Here is a 15,899-nt window from a genome sequence, read left to right on the forward strand (position 1 = left end):
CACTGTACCCATTGACTGCTAATCGTCATCTCTCTGATTGAGCGTAAATCCTCTAGATTATTCAATTATTCTTCCTCTCATGCAAACGTTACTAAACCTTGTCATTACTACCTGACTATATAATAATAAACCGCGGCACGTTCCCGCATATAACGTGCTGCGGTTTTATTGAGAATTACAGATTAGATCGTCAATGGAGACATTATTGCCGGAGATAATGGTGGATTCAGCATCCAGAGTAATCCCGGCGACACCGTATCAAAAGGACGGCCCAGATCATTAACACATTTTGTTAACCTGAAATCTGTAACACTTTCTCCATTCCCCAAACATTGACCATTTCCAATCGACTTGATTTGCACAGCCCCAGTTTCACTGGTTATAAAAGTAAATAATGCATTGCGATTGCTTTCAGTGCACTGTTTAGCCACTGCTAATTGCCCATTTAGAATTGCAAGGCATTCATTACCATCAGGGTTTTTTATCTGAACATGCCCCCCCGGTGCCGATATCAAATCCAAATCATTAGTCTTTACTTCTGATATAACCCAATTATTTACATTGAAGTCACGACCTACAGGGTTTCTGAGTATCCCACCAGTAAGAACGTTTCTAATATTAACCAACACAGGTCTGGGTTCAGGATCTCCAGAAGCATTGTTGCCAGCAAACTGAGTGAGAAGCCCTCGTTGATTTACCACATCAGAAGAACACCCGGTCAATAATAAAACCAAAATCGTAATAATTATTCTCATCTTCTAGCTCCTCTTCCGGGAATGAAGCCAACCGGAAAGTGATCAGAGGCAATTTGCCCTCTTAACAACCCAAATAACAGCGAAGCCCTCAACAGGGGAAGCACAAAACTCACTGAGTTTCCAACTACAGCATAATCAAGCACTCCACCACTGGCCTGCGTTGGATCTGGTGGTGCAATAATATTCACGTGATTACGGATTCCCGGCTCAAGTGTTGAAAATAACATAGCAGGTGAACGGTTGAAATCTCCTGCGATCATCCAGTTAGCGGCCTGTCTTATAGGATCCGTTTGTCTGTTGAAAAATTCAAAAACACTGTTAACTATTGCTCCAGAATCCACACCCCGGTTTGCCAAAGCATGAGTCGAGAAAAAGACATCATTACCAATTCTTATTCCGATAATAGGTCGTGATACAACCGTTGGTGGAGGTAATACAATCACCTCATCAGCTCTCCTGTTTGAGACAATCGCAAGATTTACTCTGTTAGCGAATGCATCAACACGCGAGAAATATATAAATAGCTCTTGTGGGCGACTATTTGTTCCTGTATTCCAGATATACTCATTCATCGGAATACCTGGAGTATTAAATTCACGCTCAGTCAACATTGCAGAAGATGGTACTGAGCCAGCCTCCTGAACCATCAGGATATCAACAGCACCACTTCCCGTGACAAGTTGTCGAACATGTGTGTTCCATTTATTTTCCGTTGGTGCATTTGAGCCCTGTAAATTCCAGGTTGCAACTTTAAAATCGCTTAAATCTGCAAAAGAAATACCCGGCAAAATCATTAACAGGAATAATAATTTTCTCATACTCCCTCCATTCCATCAGGTTTATCATGAGGTGGAATTGGCAATGGCCTGAATGGTCTTAATTCTGGCTTAATCAGATTTGGTTTTGCCGCCCTAACAGGTGGACTTATTGCCCATAGCATTTCTTGCGTTTCTTCTTTTGCACCAGGGCATTTCTCAAGGGTGATTGTAAAAGCAAACGGTGACAGTATAGTTCTGCTTAAATAGTCTGCTCTTATACACGTCTGCAAGGCACTACTTCTTATAAGCACATTACCATTAGTAGAAGGTAGTAACTGAAACTCCTGAGATAATGAATTATCATCACAGGTATTATGTATCACCCCGTTTTTAAAGGCTTCCATGCAAGTTCCTTGGGCAACATTAATAAATTTCACTGTACCGGCATCTTTACCATCCACAACCTTCCAGTTCCTGTTCTCTCCAAAACTTACTGAATCAAACGGAGTATATCCCCAAAGCCAGTTACGTACAGGTCTGGCCCAAACTGTAAGCATCGCTCCCCCTGTGCTCATTATTGAAACTTCAGGAAAGTCAGTACTCTTGCTCCCAAGTATTGGAGATGTGTCGTTTGAGGCAACTGCAACACCTTGCCCTGGAATTCCGACTAATTCTACATTCTTTCCCGGTGGCGAAGGTGAATCCCCAATTCCATTCGAACAACCAGCTATAATAAAAGAACATAAAAATAGAATCATTTTTTTATTCACATTATTATCTCCTCTGCATTATCACTTTTTATAAACAAACCCAAAAAACAAATCAACAAAAAATTTACTTATGATGGCAATTAACAATAACAGGAAACATTAGAAACCGCGTTATTATAACCATGGTTAATATCTTGAAAATTACAAATGCGTTAAATCTGTTTCAATAGATAATTCCCAAATATCTTTTTAAGTAATCTAGAGTTAATCCTTCAGGTGTTAAATATAGACATCACAGTGAGCAGTTCATCACATAACATTAAACGCTCGTATTGAGGCCAAATCCTCCAGACTGCGCAACTCATCCTTCATCTCTCGCTGGCGTTGATAAATCTCGTCATTGCGATCGACCTGTGCTTGCGCCATTGCTGCCGCCAGTTCTTCCAGTTCAGGCATTGACAGTTTCACCTGTTGATTATCGGCATCACCCCACGCAAGGGCGGTTCGTGCCGTATCGGATTTCGCTGCCATTACTACCGGATAAAGGCGAGCAAGTGAATCGGGGCCAGCGTTCCAGGTACGACCGTTCCATTCGAACGTGAACGGCTGCGCTTCCTGTTCTGTTCGCCACGCCTCGATTTCCCGCTTTTTGGCATCCTTCGCCGCGGCGATAAGTTCGGGTGTAATAGTGAACGTGGCGATTTCACCCCATTTGCCGCTCTGTAACTCTTCCCAGATGCGCTGGCCTGTCGGGGCGCTATCGTCCTGCATGGCGGTATACGTGACGAATTCCGTTTCACCCTCAAATAACACCTCGCAGTCAACCGCGCCATTTTCAAGATAATGCGCGTTTCTGATGCCTTTTACCGCTCTGATTTTCATGTCTTATTTCCTCGTTACTCGATGCGCACAAACAGACAAATGCGACCTTCATCGCCATACGAATTACTGAATCCAGAAAGCGCCTGATAGCGACCGGGAAAGCTGAATGCCCCGGCACCTCCGGCAGAAACGCGTGGGGTGGAAACATATGAACCTGCATCATTAATTGAGCAGGTGATATTTACCGGGCCGAGTCGTGACCCCGGCACAATGTCCCCCTGACCAATTTTGATTGCCTTATCGCCTGCTGCTGTTCCCTGATAGACCGCGAGAAGAAGAGAGCCAACTGCCGGGTATTTGTAATATGAGCCTGAGCCCGCCATCCTGGACAACAGGTACGCCAGTGAATCTCCGTCGTAGACAACTACCCGCGATGACATGTTCCAGCTGTTATCGCTGTCGTTGTACCGGTACTGCATATAGTGAATACAGTGTTCACCCTGATAATACTGGTTGTAACACATCAGGGTTTTAAATTTGCGGACTGTGTCAGATTCACTGTTGGCGTACGGGGACCACATCACGTCAATAATGCCGTTAAATTGCGTGGTACCGGTAAGCAGTTGTGATGAATCTGTAATACTGACCGCATACCGCCCCGGCGTGACTTTCTTCAGCCATTCAACGAAATCAGACAGTCCCTCAAACGCCAGAGCGTCGGCACTGGCAAATGCCTGACCAAATCCATGTATACCGGACAGCGCCAGCCTGCCCGGTGTACGGTCGCGGATATCGCTCTGGGGTTCCATCGTCGCAGCCGCTTTCAGCTCAAGCTCCGTGCGCATGGCTTCAGGTGTGTCCAGTGCCAGTAATGCGCGGGCTTTTTCTGACAGCTGCGCCAGTAAAATCCGGCCCTCTTCACTGAAATAAGGCAGTGTGTTTTCTTCCGGTGTTATCTGGCTGACAGCCGTTAACATGTCATTAAGCGGCTGCTTACCTGCCAGTGCATTAGTGACCGTTGTCGCAAAGTTCGGGTCATTACCCAGCGCCGCTGCCAGCTCGTTCAGCGTGTCCAGGGCTTCTGGTGACGAGTCAACCAGTGCGGCGAGCAGTTTGCGGACAAATTCCGCATTGGCTATTTCATTACCTGCTGCATCATCTGGTGGTGTTGGCGTGGACGGCGTTCCGGTCAGCGCAGGGCTTTTCAGGGGCGCGCGTGCTTCAATCTGTGCAATGAGTGAAGCCACATCAACCTTCAGGTTTTCCCAGCCAGTCAGATACCCCTGACCGCCAACGTAGCGATTGCAATAAATCTGACCATTAACACCGTAATAAATTACTGTCTTATAGGCCCTGTCATCGGTTGAGCTTTTAGGTTGTGGCCAGATAATTTCAATAACGCCGTTTGTCTGAATGCCTGGTACCACCACATTTGTGTCCGCAAATACGGTATAACGACCGGGTTTTGCCGTTTTTACCCAGCGGAGAAAATCAGTCCCTGATTTAAATTCTGTTCTGTCACTGCTGGAGAATATTTTCCCGAACCCGAACGCGCCAGGAATCGCCAGACAGCCTTCGGCGCGGTCGTAGGTGTCGTTCTGGGGGGGCATTGTGGCAGCAACTGTCAGTCCAAGATTATCGCGGGACTCCTGCTGCGCATCCTCGCCTGCTGCAGCAATTTCTGACAAATGGTTGACCGTTTTCAGGGTACCCGACAGCGTGACATCAATGTCATTTTTTGCCTGTTCTGCTGCACGTGCATAGCCCGCGGCATCCTGTGCGCTCTGTCCGGCTGCGGCTGCATTTGCTCCTGTGCTTTTCACATCTTCCGCAGTGGCCTTTCTGTCCTCTGCAGTGGCAACTGCATCCTGTCTGGCATTCCCCGCAAAAAGCTCTGCGTCATCACGGGCCGTTTTGGTTGCTGTCACATCCTGCGCGGTCTGTTGTGCGCTTCCGGCTGCATTATCGGCGTGACTTTTCGCGTTCTGCTCGCTTTTGGCTGCCGCCTCTGCGCTGGCTTTTGCCTCGCCGGTCAGCGTTGCGGCTTCACCGAGTTTATCAACAGCCTTATCGACGATTTTGTCTGCGTCCTTAACGGCCTGCTCTGCGCGGGCCGCATCCTGAGAAGCAGATGATGCCAGTAACGCCACCTGCTTTTTGTCTTCGGCAACGGCCTCTGCATTCTGCTGTACGTTATCCGCCAGCGCCTGACAGTCATGCTTAATCTTCTGCGCATCAGTAACGTGCTGTTCTGCCAGCCGCTCGCTTTCCGCTGCCGCTTCCGCGCTCTGCTGCGCCTGCGCCACCATTTCCTCAAAGCGTTTCACAACATCCGGTTTTAAATCGTCTTCATCGAGGGCGGTCAGAAAGTCGTTCAGTGTGCCGGGCTTTGAGTCATCGTATACAGCAATATCGCCAACACAGTGCTCGTCGCACCAGTCCTGTTTCAGATATACGCAGTATTTTCCGGTCTGCGCTTCAAATGAATATTCACCGCCAGCGCCCGTTACCACGTCAGCAACTGTGCGCATCACCACTTCCGACGTATTTACACAGGATTTCAGAATAATGTGGCATCCGGACATGGGGATGCCTGCGCCATCAATCAGCGCACCTGATATCACTACAGACATAGTTTTTCTCGCGATTAATTAAATCAGGAAGAGGCTTCCGGAGAGACAGGCCATTCAATGGCTCTGTATGAGGTTTTATCGGTGATAGTGCTGAAATCCAGCGCCCGCAGCGATTTCGCGTATATCCGCCAGGCTTTCAGCTTTTCTTTATCTTCGTCGCTGATTAACCCCAGCAGCAGGTCTTTTTCCCATTCAGCAGTTAACCGACTTACATCCTTAAGCCTCTTCACTCGTTCATCTTCTGCCTTTTTACTGTAGTCAAATATGAATTTGTCATCCCGGTAAAACCAGTAACCTGAGGCATCAATTTGTCGGTTCGCTGTGTTATCGGTAATTTCAATCACGCTCCGGTTTCTGGGATTAATTGACGCAGCATCTTTTCCAACCCAGGTAACTTTCCCTGTATCCAGATATTCAACTTTTAATGTGTCAGGTGAAAAATTTTTCTGGATTTCATACCAGTTTTCACCGGATTCTGTATACAACCACTCGACGCCATACCTTTTGGTCAGTTCGTATTGTTCGGCTGTTTTCGGATTGCCCGACGTAATGTTTTTTAAATGCAACATAATTACATACTCGCGACGTTATACCAGGTTCCGTTAATCAGTTTCTGAAGCGGTCGGATAAACCACCCGTCGGCAGAGTTATCCCAGTCTCCGTAGCAGTAGCCACCCACACTGACATAACCAGAGGGAGCCAGGTTTGAGCCTGTACTGCCCATCTGTTGATAACCGCCAAGGCGCACGTCCTGCACACCTTCTGATTTGGTCTTATAACGGGCATCAAAATTGCTGTAATTACCCGGTATAACCTGACCTCCTCCGGCGGTGATATTTCCGCTGGAAACGTTTACCCCCCCGCTGACAGTCAGCCCGTTGCCCATCGTGACTGCGCCAGTGGCATTATTTATACAGAATGGCCTTAGTCCGTTATAGCTCCCCGTGCTGTCGCCAGCATTGGTCAACATAAAATATGTGTTCGACCCGTCGTTTCTGACAAAAAAACCGTAATTACCATAAGCAATACGAAAGCCGTTTGCTGATTTTGATACAACTTCACCATTGATGATGGCATTCACCAGAACATACAGCGCATCCCATTTGAGATTCATCAGGTCTTTGGTTGTGGTTCCAGACTTACTCCGCCACTTGAAATATTCGTTTCCATTATCCCCCGCTTCAAACCACAGATATGAATCGGTGTCTGAATCCGAATCATTTTTAAACCCAATCTTTGCCCAATCTGTATTTCGAATCCACGCAAGGATTGAGTCATTTTCAAACGTCAGCCCACCCGATAATGTATCACCAGATTTTTTTACATATCGCAGATCAAAATCTGAATAGATATTGCCGGGGTTTATCACACTGAAATAACTTTTCTCGCTATCAAGAAGACAAATTAAGGGAATGCCTTTAATGATATCGTTCGCTACCAGCTCGGACTGGTTCCCCTTATAAAGTGGGAACGTACCAAGAACCCTTCCGCCCAGTGTTAGTTGAAGCGTCGCAGCGTTGGTATTGTTCTGAACGGGGAAAACGATAATCGGGGTTCGTAGCGTCCAGTCCGAGCCTCCATTAACAAAAAACGTCGTGGGAAGTTCCAGCGTCAGTGCGTTTGCAGTACCACCAGCAACACCCGCAATATAATGACCGCTCTGAAGCTGCGCTATCTGTACGAAATAGTTTTCCGATCCACGCGTGGCAAAGTTAGCCACAACGTCATTAAGGGACCAACCTTTCGCGGTTGTTCCTTCCTGCCCACGAATGACTTTCAGCACATCACCGCTTACCGATACCAGGTGACAAATCTCAAACGCTGACTCTTTATTATCGGTAAGCGTAATTTTTGCATAGATGCGTTGCCCGTTTGATTTATTTTCAAAATCGGCAGAAAGCAATTTTGCAAATTTAGCCCCCGTACCAGGCATCACCGGAATATCAGTTTGAATTGTCGTAATATCACCAGCCAGTGCTGAAACAACGTTATTGCCGAATCCAAGAATCATTTTTGAATCACCGTTGTTGCATAGGAATAAATAAAAGGGAGTTTTACATATTTCTGGTCAATGGCATCTTTCAGAAAATAGCCTATACCATCGCCATACTCTGGTATCTGAATAGAAAAAACACTGTCCGATACAGTCACACTCACATCAAAAGTATGCTGTAACGGCGGGTCTATTCCGTTTTTTCCATGAATAAACCGCGCCACACGGCGCTTTAACCAGTCAATGCAGAAATGCGAACCGTCAGCCTTATAAAAATTCCACGTTAATATTCGTTTAAAATAATCATCAGGAACATACGATGCCTGCCCCGGAACGTAATTCCGCATTGCTGCATACGGGATCGTATTGTATTCAATGGTATCGTATGCGCCGCGTGCAATAGCCTCCTCGGAAACCTGTAGTAAAGGCCTTTCAACGCCATAAATACCAAGCGCAATCCAGTCCAGCAACTGTCCGGTTATTGACTCCGATGTCCAGCATGGCAACGCCAGTTTATTGAGTGAATCGAGATATTCCTGAGCGATTTCATTGTATGCATCAAAGAACGCAACAATATTCGGATCATCTCTGTACTGTACAAATGGATAAGCAGGAAGAATTTTCTCAGTCAGATATTGCATACTTGTTGACCTGAACCTGTGATGCCACCGTCGAAAAATAAGAATAGGTATCGCCATAAACCAGACTCGTATCTTTCGCAGGCGAGACAATATGGCCGTTAATACCAATACTCACACTAATTGTTGAGATCAACGTCGCATCAACCAGCAGCCTGACAGAACTGGTAAAAATATCCTGGATACGCAGAAGATTTATCGGGTGTCCGACTTCAATTGAATTGATGTAATCAGCAACGTTTTGCTGCACAGCCATAGCAATACCCGCCGGATCAACATAATCATCAGACACCGCGTTCCAGGTGATTAGCACCATGACATTTTGTGATGACGGGATAACGAAAGGCACCTGATAAACGTCCGGCGAAACGGTTATTGAAACCGTGCGTTTTTCCACTGCCGCACCGGACGGATTGCTAACATCGTTGGTCAGTTTCGAAATATCCGGTACAGATTTGTAAATCGCATAAGCCACATCATACGGATCACCGCCACCAACAACCGCAACCCATTTCCCCAGCGACGACTGCCGGAAAGAAATCAGGTTTTCGCGCACACCGCTTACTGATTTGAGCATCGCTTTAAAGCAATCCGGTGTTCCCTGCACACCAAACATGCCGGACTCCATGACTTCGGCGCGGTATGATGCCCACGTCTGCGCCTCCTGACCGGGCATACCTGCGGTAAGGTTCGTGCATTTTACAGGCTGATCTTTGGGTACCGATGTAATGACCTGCGTTACAGTTCCTTCCGGTACAGCCCATGAGCCTGACGTTGTGGCCACACAGTAGACTGGCTCAGTCTGCCCGCTTTCCGGTACCACCGTATCGCGGGAAACTGCATACTGGTAGTTGCCGTCACCGACAACAAATCCTTTAGGGATACCAAACCCCGGCAACGCCTCAAACACCACGTATACCGCCGTATTTGTACTTAATCCCTTCTGTGCTCCATAAATGTTTCCGAGTTGCATCAGTAACGGAATATTCGCGCCGTATGGGCTTACGGAGTTAATAAGATCAACCCGCGCCTGGTCTATTAATGCCAGCGCCCCGACAGCCGTGCTGGCAAGGTCTGTAATAAGTCCCGCCGGAAGGTTGGCTGTATATCCAGGTACTTTTTCAGCAACTCTGGTGATAAGATTTGCGAGTAAATCATTGGGTGGCGTAGGCTGCGCACCCGCACTGGTCATAGTAATTGGCATTTCTGACATAATTAATCTCAAGAGGATTTTATGAAATTTAACTCATTAGGGATTTTGATTAGCTCACTGCTATTTTCTGGTGTTTCTCATGCAATTGATGCCACAGAGAGAATGAATGACATTCAACAATTTGGTAAATGGTATTATGCTGAGTTTACCATGCCTACCACTATGGCTTATCGTATTGGTGTTGAATCCAAATTGCCGCAGGATAAATCAACTTTATTTATTGATATATCACCGTTAACTCAATGTGAGCCCGGTGATGTAACTGTCAATTATTTTATTGGATATAAACAAATGGATTTACCACCGTACCTTCCTGTAAGCTATAAAATCAGTGGACAACAAAAGCAGGACTCTATAACAACCCCATCTATCAATGAAAGTTACTTGTTCAGCCCTATTAGCTCATTAAAGATTAGTGATTTGTTAAAATCTAAAGGGAAAGGTAGTTTTTCTTTTTGGTACACTCCGCCAACTGAAAACAAAGAAAAACCACAAAAAATATTCTTCCCATTAGATGGCCTTCCGGAAGCATATAAGGCTGCAATCAATTCCTGTAAAGAAAACATGTAAAATCAGGCAGTGATATTTATGATGCACGCCTTTCTCGAAGTAGGTAAACGCTTTGCTACTTGGATCACCGAGCGAATCAGCGAGTATGAATTCGTAGAAAATCAGGACTTTTTGATTATTTCCCAAAATCGGGAAAAAATCGATAGAGGCATACCAGCTAAAGACTACCACCTCATCCTGGACACCGCCAAAGAACTGGCAATGGTCGAGCGCAACGAAAAAGGCTGCCAGATCCGCCGATACTTCATCGAGTGCGAGAAGAAGCTGCGCGAAGAAACCACCAGCACACAATCCCCTCTGAATGTTGACATCATCATGCGCGTCAGAAACGGCTCCGTTACCCACATTGAGCACCACAAATCAGGCTCAGTTATAACCACAGAATGGGTAATTCACTTACTACGCAAAAGTGGATGGATTGTCATGCCACGCGATGAACTTCTTAACACGCCACTGGCCCAACTGATGCCCGAAAGCTTGCCTCAAACCGGAACCTGCGTCCGGTAACTGGTTCCGTTAAAAAACACAACATCGATGTTATAGGTGGGGTTCTCTGCCCCATCTACCTTTGAAATTGCCAGCGATGCAAAATACCCGGCAAACTGTTGCTGAACCATGTTCACATAGTAGTCCGGGTAAATCTGCTGCACGATGCACTGCTGCGCAGGAATACCGTAATTCGCGTAAAACGGCGACTCCCCCAACCCCAGCTTTAACGTCTGAATGAGCGTCGTCAGCCAGCCATAGGAGAAATCACCGTTGGCGTCAGATTCTACTGCAACCCATTTTTTGTTGCCGTTCGCGTCGGTGACGCGGCCCCATGTTCTCATACGTCAACCTTTCAAGTAAATTAGGGTGCCGGTAACCAGAGCGGTGCAAATGATCCACGCTACTGGAGTCAGAATATGCCGAATACCCCGACATACTGCGATTATTCTCGCAGCCTTATCAGCCCCTTGTGGGGTTGTCTCAGCCTTAATCATCAAATCGTCTCCAAATTTATCTTTAGGTGCGCTAGAATTTGGTTGCATGAGTAATCTCCATGCCATTACAAATACTGTTCTGTTGATACAAAAAGCCCCGAACTGTTCCAGCAGCCGGGGCTTTCGCTTTATGAGATAGAATTTAAAGTGAAATGAACCGGAATTAACCCGGATTTGGTTGCTTCGACGTGATCGTGTTGCCGCCGCTTTGAACGCCAGCCACATCGTGGCTGTGGCCGCTGGCACTGACACCTTTTATCACCGCGTCATTTTGCACAGTAAGCGGGCCAATCAGCGAAGCGGTTGTATCCTTCATTTGTTCTTTGTCCTGTACGATTGGACCGTTGAGATGAATTTTCCCGTTCATGAAGATATCTTCGGCCTCGAGGTAAACAGCTTTCGACTTTAGCCTGATTTCTTCCGGTGCCACCGTTACCGAGCTACTGCCGTCCTCTGTTTTGAGGATCGCGCCATCCGGACCGTACAAAACGATTTTTTGCGGATCTTCGTCGGACCAGTCCTTGTTTGCCAGTGGCACGAAAAACAGTGGAGTGAGCGACATCGAGTAAGAGAGTGTCGCCATACCTGTTCCTAACCCGGACACACCACGCAGTGATACATCAGCGGCAATTGTTACTCCTCGATCGCCCGGCTGTATCGGGTAACGAATATACGGGAATGTGGCGACAGGGATTGTTATCTGCGGAAAGTTGATCCCCTCCGGCAGCATATCAAACTGAACTGTTACTATCTGCCCGCTGACATCGACAACATGGCAGGGCAATTCACGGCCTTTAAGCTCGGCTTGCTGGTTACCAGAACTGGTCATCATCTCCGACAGCGTTCGAATAAACGGTAATTTTTGAGCGTTTGACATTACACCCTCGCCCAGTTCTCAGCATATGCCTCGAATACCGTCACCCAGGCATCGCCATCGGCTGTCAGATACGAACCAATGTGTCTGACCGATTTCACAAGAAATTTCCCGGTGAACGTGGTCGAATTTTTTGCGATAACGCTGGGTGCCGTTGTATTAGCCATCACAATCGACGCTGCGCCAGAATATAGCCCCTCCGGGAGTTTAACCACATCACCACATCTGATATCGCCTCTCATAGGGCATTTGAAGCTGACGGTAAACGGCGCTATCCATGTCGGCTGCCCGACCAGTTCATGGGCATAAATTGTTTTTGGCTCACCCCACTTTGCCGATGCGTTATCGTAGATTCGTATTCTGTCGGAAAGAATGCTGATGGCGATTCCGCTATATCTTTCATCACGCATCATCGCAATAGAGGCGTTTTTTACGACCATAGCCAGAGAACCAATCTCCGTGTATTTGCCTGTCCACGGCTCTGGCAAAACCAGGTTGTCGCTGACTGTGCAATCAATCAATTTGTTGGGATATGTTTTTTGCAAAGCGCGGACTAAAACATCGCCCACCCTTTCGCCTGCTTCCCCCTGCCCCTCAATTGAAAAAGGTTTACCGTCATCGGTTTTGCGTATGCCTGGATTTATTACCAGGTTTAAAGTCTGGTTCGTGCCGATCCAGTTGGCATAGGCCAGATAAATTTCACCATAGATTACCTCCCCCTGTTGATCCTTATTTGCCAGTGGTAACCCCTGAACAAAGCCTGCTTTCATACGGACCAGACAACCCTGCAAGCTTACGCTTTGCTTCAGCATATCAATTGGTAATCCATAGATCGTCAGCATCGTGCCCGAACAGACTACATCCAAGCCGGTTACTTCAAAGTCAAATTCAACATGCAACCCACATCCTGGTGTTTCACTGGTATCAAAAGGTCCAATGGGTTTTCCATTGCTATCCACTGGCGGCTTGCCTGTTTTAGGATTAATAATTTCCAGTCGGTAATAACGCATTACGAAACCTCAAACTGATTCGTACTTTCGCGAAAAACAAGTTTCCCCGGTGAGCAAGGCAGCGCCAGATTGATGTCGTAACTGTCAGGTGACGCGATCAACGGCATGTACACAATCACGTCGCCAGAACTGTCTTTCAGTTCCAGGTAGTAACGATTTGCATACAGATTAAACGGAACGCGGGCGAATGTTTCATATTCTCCAATTCTGGCCGTGAACTGAAACGGGCCTCGCCCGTCAGGTTTAAAAGGAATCAACGTTGTCATAAGCCAATACCAAACTCCTGCACGACCTGGTTCTTAATACCTGACCACGATAGCGGCCCGTCTGACGGCATCCCTTTATCAAATTTATCCAGAACGCTCGCCAGCGTCTTTACTGTTTGTTCGACAGACGACAATGGTTGCTCAAACTCAATCTGCCAGGTGTGCTGAACCTGCTTGTTCTGCTCAGAGAAACCGGATGTATCGATAAACGACCGCATCAGGCAGCGCGTGTAGATAAACGAGGGAGTCAGAACGGTATAACAACCGCCATACTGGTTATGCATATCAAGCGCCATTTTCAGCGCCGTAAACGTCATCCCCTTAGTGGTGTAGCCACCGTCCTCCGTTGATGCCGGACGGATCATCTGCATGACTACCCGGTTAGGCTTCCTGACGGTCGCATTCGCTGCCGTTACCTGGTTATAGAAATTCAGGTTGCAAATATCCTGCTGGATCAGCGTTGTCCCGGCCATTGGCGTGAATGCCGCCATCGAGCGTGTATGAATCTCTCCATGCAGCAGACCGTTCGAGATACTTAGTCCTTCGGTCAGAACAGCAATCGGCATCACCCCGCCGGGAATTTTCGACGCTATGCCATCAACTAAAAGAATGGGCGAAACTTCAAACGCCAGTTTGAAAGCTTGTCCAAAGTAATTAAGTGACATCTTTTATCCCTGTATTTGTTGCGTTCCGGCGAGTTGTGCCAGTATGTCGGAACCCGGCGATTGTCGCACCTGAAGCTCAATTATTGCGCGGGCATTTTTGCCAGCACCCTGAAGGTTATCTCTGGCATTTCTTAGCTGATTCATAATACCAGGGTGTTGATCCAAAGCTCCCTGTATCTGAGGCAATAATTTAATTAAATATTTTACAGTCTCCATTCTCAAACTTAGATTTCCATCTCTATCAATACGACCTCCGTTATATGCCGTAAGCATTTTTGCCACATCGCCTTTATAACGCCGGTTCAGATCATTTAAAAAGCGGCCAGCCGCAAGAATGGATTTATTTGGGTCATAAACATCATCACCCACCAGACCATACTGTTTTGCGGTGCTATCCCAGAATTGCCACAACCCCTTAGCGAATCTACCTTTTTCATCTGGAGTTCCTCTTGCCAGAGGATTCCACGAAGATTCAACCTCCGCGATAGCTGACATCATATTTTTAGGAAGTCGATAAGTATTATTGGCTTGCTCTACAAAGTTCTGAATATTTCTCTTTAAATCATTAGGCATACGGTAATTTTTATATACATCATCCTGTTTATAAAACTCACCCGTATACTGATTTGTCATCGGGTTTGCTCCCGGCAACGCACCACCGAGATATTTATTCCCAAATGCCGCAAGAACTGGATCTGCCTGTTCAGCACCAACTCCGGTTCCGGGGAGATATTTATCTTCCCCACCGATCCATTTGATAGCTGACCATATTGCTTTTGCAATCCGGCTCACCGCCAGAGAAAAATCGTCAAGATCATTTTTAAATTGTTCACTATTCAGCCACTTGCCAAGTTTCTCCAACCCTTCGCCAGCCTCAGTGAGAATTTTTTTAAAATTTCCACCATTCAGAAAACCTTCAATATTGGATGTCAGCCCATCAGATGCACCTCTGATTAGTGGGTTATATCTGGCGAGAGCTGCATACCAGGAATTTGATATTCTGTTTCCATTTACCATCAGGTTACTCACCGTGTCCTGATAACCTGACTGCATAGCTGGCGTGAGGTAAGCGCCGAGTAACCTGGTATTTGCTGCAAATTTCTCATTCAGTTGGAGGATCTTGTCCAGATTCGCTTCCACCTGGTTAGTTGTCGCGACATCAACAAATCCAAGCCCTTGTCCGTTGAGAATCCCCTGAGTAAGTCCTGAACCTTTATATTGCTTAACGAGAGATGCAAGCGCGCTCATAAGTTTGGGCAGATTCTTTGCAGCACCATCTCGCGGATCAATTCCAAGACTGACCAAGCCAGCATAGTTTGGATCGTTCGGGTTTTTCTGTGCGTTCGCCAGATGCTGAACCAGTTCTTCTGTGCCAGAAAAATATGGCGAATAGGTGGCACGTGCAGCCTGCATTTGGGCGGTTTCCATCCCTAACCCCTGAGCAACGCTATACTGCGCCGCGACTTTGCTTGCCATATAGCCGTAGCCAAACGGCCCCACTACCCCTATTGCAGCTATTTTCGCCCCCCACGAAACCGTGGTTTTAAACAGGCTTTTTAACCGGGAATTAGTCGTTTTAAGCGTTGAATTGATCTGCTTGTAAGTTTTCAGCGTCTGTTTGGCGTTTTTCCCCAGCCCGCTGAGGTACTTATCAAACATCGTTTCGCCGCGACCTTTATAGTTGCTCACCAGCGAATCAGGTGTTTTCCCGCTGCCAACAAAGCGCCCTTTTTCATCCCTTAAACGTCCATCAGTGGACGCAGTCGGAACTGGCGCAGGTGAAGATGGTTTCCTGGGAGCCTGATTGGCTTCTCCGCCTGTAGTTGTCTGCCGGGCGCCACCTCCCTGACCTGTATTTGAAGGTATTTTAAGCGGTGTCCCGGCAGGACCAATCATCAGTCCGTTGCGATACTTTTCAAATATCGCCTCAAGCCGCCTGAGGTGTTCTTCATTAACATCCAGCGTCAGAACTGGCGTCTGGTTACCAGCCATCACAATACTCCTGCGGG

General features: G+C 47.0%; 17 protein-coding genes. 2 read left to right on the top strand and 15 right to left on the bottom strand.

Going from position 1 to position 15,899, the window contains the following annotated elements:
• Window positions 1–182 precede the first annotated feature (182 nt).
• The 9 genes from cdtC to D9738_RS18905 form a co-directional block, all read right to left on the bottom strand.
• Window positions 183–755, bottom strand: coding sequence for a cytolethal distending toxin type IV subunit CdtC (cdtC, locus tag D9738_RS18865; RefSeq protein WP_021564350.1), 573 nt, complete (start codon window positions 753–755; stop codon window positions 183–185).
• On the bottom strand, window positions 752–1,573 hold the full coding sequence (cdtB, locus tag D9738_RS18870; protein ID WP_130260874.1) for a cytolethal distending toxin type I nuclease subunit CdtB: 822 nt from the start codon (window positions 1,571–1,573) through the stop codon (window positions 752–754). The genes cdtC and cdtB overlap by 4 nt, the downstream gene beginning before the upstream one ends.
• On the bottom strand, window positions 1,570–2,283 hold the full coding sequence (gene cdtA / locus D9738_RS18875; RefSeq protein ID WP_130260875.1) for a cytolethal distending toxin type IV subunit CdtA: 714 nt from the start codon (window positions 2,281–2,283) through the stop codon (window positions 1,570–1,572). The genes cdtB and cdtA overlap by 4 nt, the downstream gene beginning before the upstream one ends.
• A 249-nt stretch (window positions 2,284–2,532) precedes the next feature.
• On the bottom strand, window positions 2,533–3,105 hold the full coding sequence (locus D9738_RS18880) for a DUF4376 domain-containing protein (RefSeq protein ID WP_130260876.1): 573 nt from the start codon (window positions 3,103–3,105) through the stop codon (window positions 2,533–2,535).
• Window positions 3,106–3,119: 14 nt separating this feature from the next.
• The gene (locus D9738_RS18885) at window positions 3,120–5,678 is read right to left on the bottom strand and encodes a prophage tail fiber N-terminal domain-containing protein (RefSeq protein WP_130260877.1); all 2,559 of its coding nucleotides are present in this window, start codon (window positions 5,676–5,678) and stop codon (window positions 3,120–3,122) included.
• 23 nt (window positions 5,679–5,701) lie between these two features.
• Entirely contained in the window at window positions 5,702–6,247 is a 546-nt protein-coding gene (locus tag D9738_RS18890; protein WP_000902892.1) for a tail assembly chaperone, read from the bottom strand.
• Window positions 6,248–6,249: 2 nt separating this feature from the next.
• The gene (locus D9738_RS18895) at window positions 6,250–7,689 is read right to left on the bottom strand and encodes a phage tail protein (protein WP_130260878.1); all 1,440 of its coding nucleotides are present in this window, start codon (window positions 7,687–7,689) and stop codon (window positions 6,250–6,252) included.
• On the bottom strand, window positions 7,686–8,312 hold the full coding sequence (locus tag D9738_RS18900) for a hypothetical protein (protein ID WP_001199729.1): 627 nt from the start codon (window positions 8,310–8,312) through the stop codon (window positions 7,686–7,688). Before D9738_RS18900 ends, D9738_RS18895 begins: the two co-directional genes overlap by 4 nt.
• Window positions 8,296–9,522, bottom strand: a complete 1,227-nt coding sequence (locus D9738_RS18905; RefSeq protein WP_130260879.1) for a baseplate J/gp47 family protein — start codon at window positions 9,520–9,522, stop codon at window positions 8,296–8,298. Before D9738_RS18905 ends, D9738_RS18900 begins: the two co-directional genes overlap by 17 nt.
• 21 nt (window positions 9,523–9,543) lie before the next feature.
• Between D9738_RS18905 and D9738_RS18910 the strand changes: the two genes are divergently transcribed.
• Together D9738_RS18910 and D9738_RS18915 are read left to right on the top strand one after the other, a co-directional pair.
• The gene (locus D9738_RS18910; protein WP_130260880.1) at window positions 9,544–10,092 is read left to right on the top strand and encodes a hypothetical protein; all 549 of its coding nucleotides are present in this window, start codon (window positions 9,544–9,546) and stop codon (window positions 10,090–10,092) included.
• An 18-nt stretch (window positions 10,093–10,110) separates the two neighbouring features.
• A complete protein-coding gene (locus tag D9738_RS18915) occupies window positions 10,111–10,599 on the top strand; it encodes an antA/AntB antirepressor family protein (RefSeq protein WP_130260881.1) in 489 nt (162 codons plus the stop codon).
• Here D9738_RS18915 and D9738_RS18920 read toward each other — a convergent pair.
• The 6 genes from D9738_RS18920 to D9738_RS18950 form a co-directional block, all read right to left on the bottom strand.
• Window positions 10,575–10,922, bottom strand: coding sequence for a hypothetical protein (locus tag D9738_RS18920; protein ID WP_001261328.1), 348 nt, complete (start codon window positions 10,920–10,922; stop codon window positions 10,575–10,577). The genes D9738_RS18915 and D9738_RS18920 overlap by 25 nt on opposite strands.
• Window positions 10,923–11,238: 316 nt before the next feature.
• Complete coding sequence (locus D9738_RS18930) at window positions 11,239–11,952, bottom strand: phage baseplate protein (RefSeq protein ID WP_130260882.1); 714 nt, start codon at window positions 11,950–11,952, stop codon at window positions 11,239–11,241.
• A complete protein-coding gene (locus D9738_RS18935) occupies window positions 11,952–12,959 on the bottom strand; it encodes a hypothetical protein (protein ID WP_130260883.1) in 1,008 nt (335 codons plus the stop codon). Before D9738_RS18935 ends, D9738_RS18930 begins: the two co-directional genes overlap by 1 nt.
• Window positions 12,959–13,225 (bottom strand): hypothetical protein, encoded by a 267-nt coding sequence (locus D9738_RS18940; RefSeq protein WP_000209262.1) that lies wholly within the window; start codon window positions 13,223–13,225, stop codon window positions 12,959–12,961. Before D9738_RS18940 ends, D9738_RS18935 begins: the two co-directional genes overlap by 1 nt.
• Window positions 13,222–13,890: a hypothetical protein gene (locus D9738_RS18945; RefSeq protein WP_130260884.1), complete on the bottom strand. Its 669-nt coding sequence runs from the start codon at window positions 13,888–13,890 to the stop codon at window positions 13,222–13,224. The genes D9738_RS18940 and D9738_RS18945 overlap by 4 nt, the downstream gene beginning before the upstream one ends.
• Window positions 13,891–13,893: 3 nt before the next feature.
• Entirely contained in the window at window positions 13,894–15,882 is a 1,989-nt protein-coding gene (locus D9738_RS18950; RefSeq protein WP_130260885.1) for a transglycosylase SLT domain-containing protein, read from the bottom strand.
• Window positions 15,883–15,899: the final 17 nt, after the last annotated feature.

Source organism: Escherichia sp. E10V5, from assembly GCF_004212315.1.
Classification (GTDB): domain Bacteria; phylum Pseudomonadota; class Gammaproteobacteria; order Enterobacterales; family Enterobacteriaceae; genus Escherichia.

What these genes read in the sequence shown, in the direction of transcription:
- cdtC (WP_021564350.1), bottom strand. Translation starts at nt 755, where the DNA reads ATGAGAATAATTATTACGATTTTGGTTTTATTATTGACCGGGTGTTCT.
- cdtB (WP_130260874.1), bottom strand. Translation starts at nt 1,573, where the DNA reads ATGAGAAAATTATTATTCCTGTTAATGATTTTGCCGGGTATTTCTTTT.
- D9738_RS18880 (WP_130260876.1), bottom strand. Translation starts at nt 3,105, where the DNA reads ATGAAAATCAGAGCGGTAAAAGGCATCAGAAACGCGCATTATCTTGAA.
- D9738_RS18885 (WP_130260877.1), bottom strand. Translation starts at nt 5,678, where the DNA reads ATGTCTGTAGTGATATCAGGTGCGCTGATTGATGGCGCAGGCATCCCC.
- D9738_RS18890 (WP_000902892.1), bottom strand. Translation starts at nt 6,247, where the DNA reads ATGTTGCATTTAAAAAACATTACGTCGGGCAATCCGAAAACAGCCGAA.
- D9738_RS18895 (WP_130260878.1), bottom strand. Translation starts at nt 7,689, where the DNA reads ATGATTCTTGGATTCGGCAATAACGTTGTTTCAGCACTGGCTGGTGAT.
- D9738_RS18900 (WP_001199729.1), bottom strand. Translation starts at nt 8,312, where the DNA reads ATGCAATATCTGACTGAGAAAATTCTTCCTGCTTATCCATTTGTACAG.
- D9738_RS18905 (WP_130260879.1), bottom strand. Translation starts at nt 9,522, where the DNA reads ATGTCAGAAATGCCAATTACTATGACCAGTGCGGGTGCGCAGCCTACG.
- D9738_RS18910 (WP_130260880.1), top strand. Translation starts at nt 9,544, where the DNA reads ATGAAATTTAACTCATTAGGGATTTTGATTAGCTCACTGCTATTTTCT.
- D9738_RS18915 (WP_130260881.1), top strand. Translation starts at nt 10,111, where the DNA reads ATGATGCACGCCTTTCTCGAAGTAGGTAAACGCTTTGCTACTTGGATC.
- D9738_RS18920 (WP_001261328.1), bottom strand. Translation starts at nt 10,922, where the DNA reads ATGAGAACATGGGGCCGCGTCACCGACGCGAACGGCAACAAAAAATGG.
- D9738_RS18930 (WP_130260882.1), bottom strand. Translation starts at nt 11,952, where the DNA reads ATGTCAAACGCTCAAAAATTACCGTTTATTCGAACGCTGTCGGAGATG.
- D9738_RS18935 (WP_130260883.1), bottom strand. Translation starts at nt 12,959, where the DNA reads ATGCGTTATTACCGACTGGAAATTATTAATCCTAAAACAGGCAAGCCG.
- D9738_RS18940 (WP_000209262.1), bottom strand. Translation starts at nt 13,225, where the DNA reads ATGACAACGTTGATTCCTTTTAAACCTGACGGGCGAGGCCCGTTTCAG.
- D9738_RS18945 (WP_130260884.1), bottom strand. Translation starts at nt 13,890, where the DNA reads ATGTCACTTAATTACTTTGGACAAGCTTTCAAACTGGCGTTTGAAGTT.
- D9738_RS18950 (WP_130260885.1), bottom strand. Translation starts at nt 15,882, where the DNA reads ATGGCTGGTAACCAGACGCCAGTTCTGACGCTGGATGTTAATGAAGAA.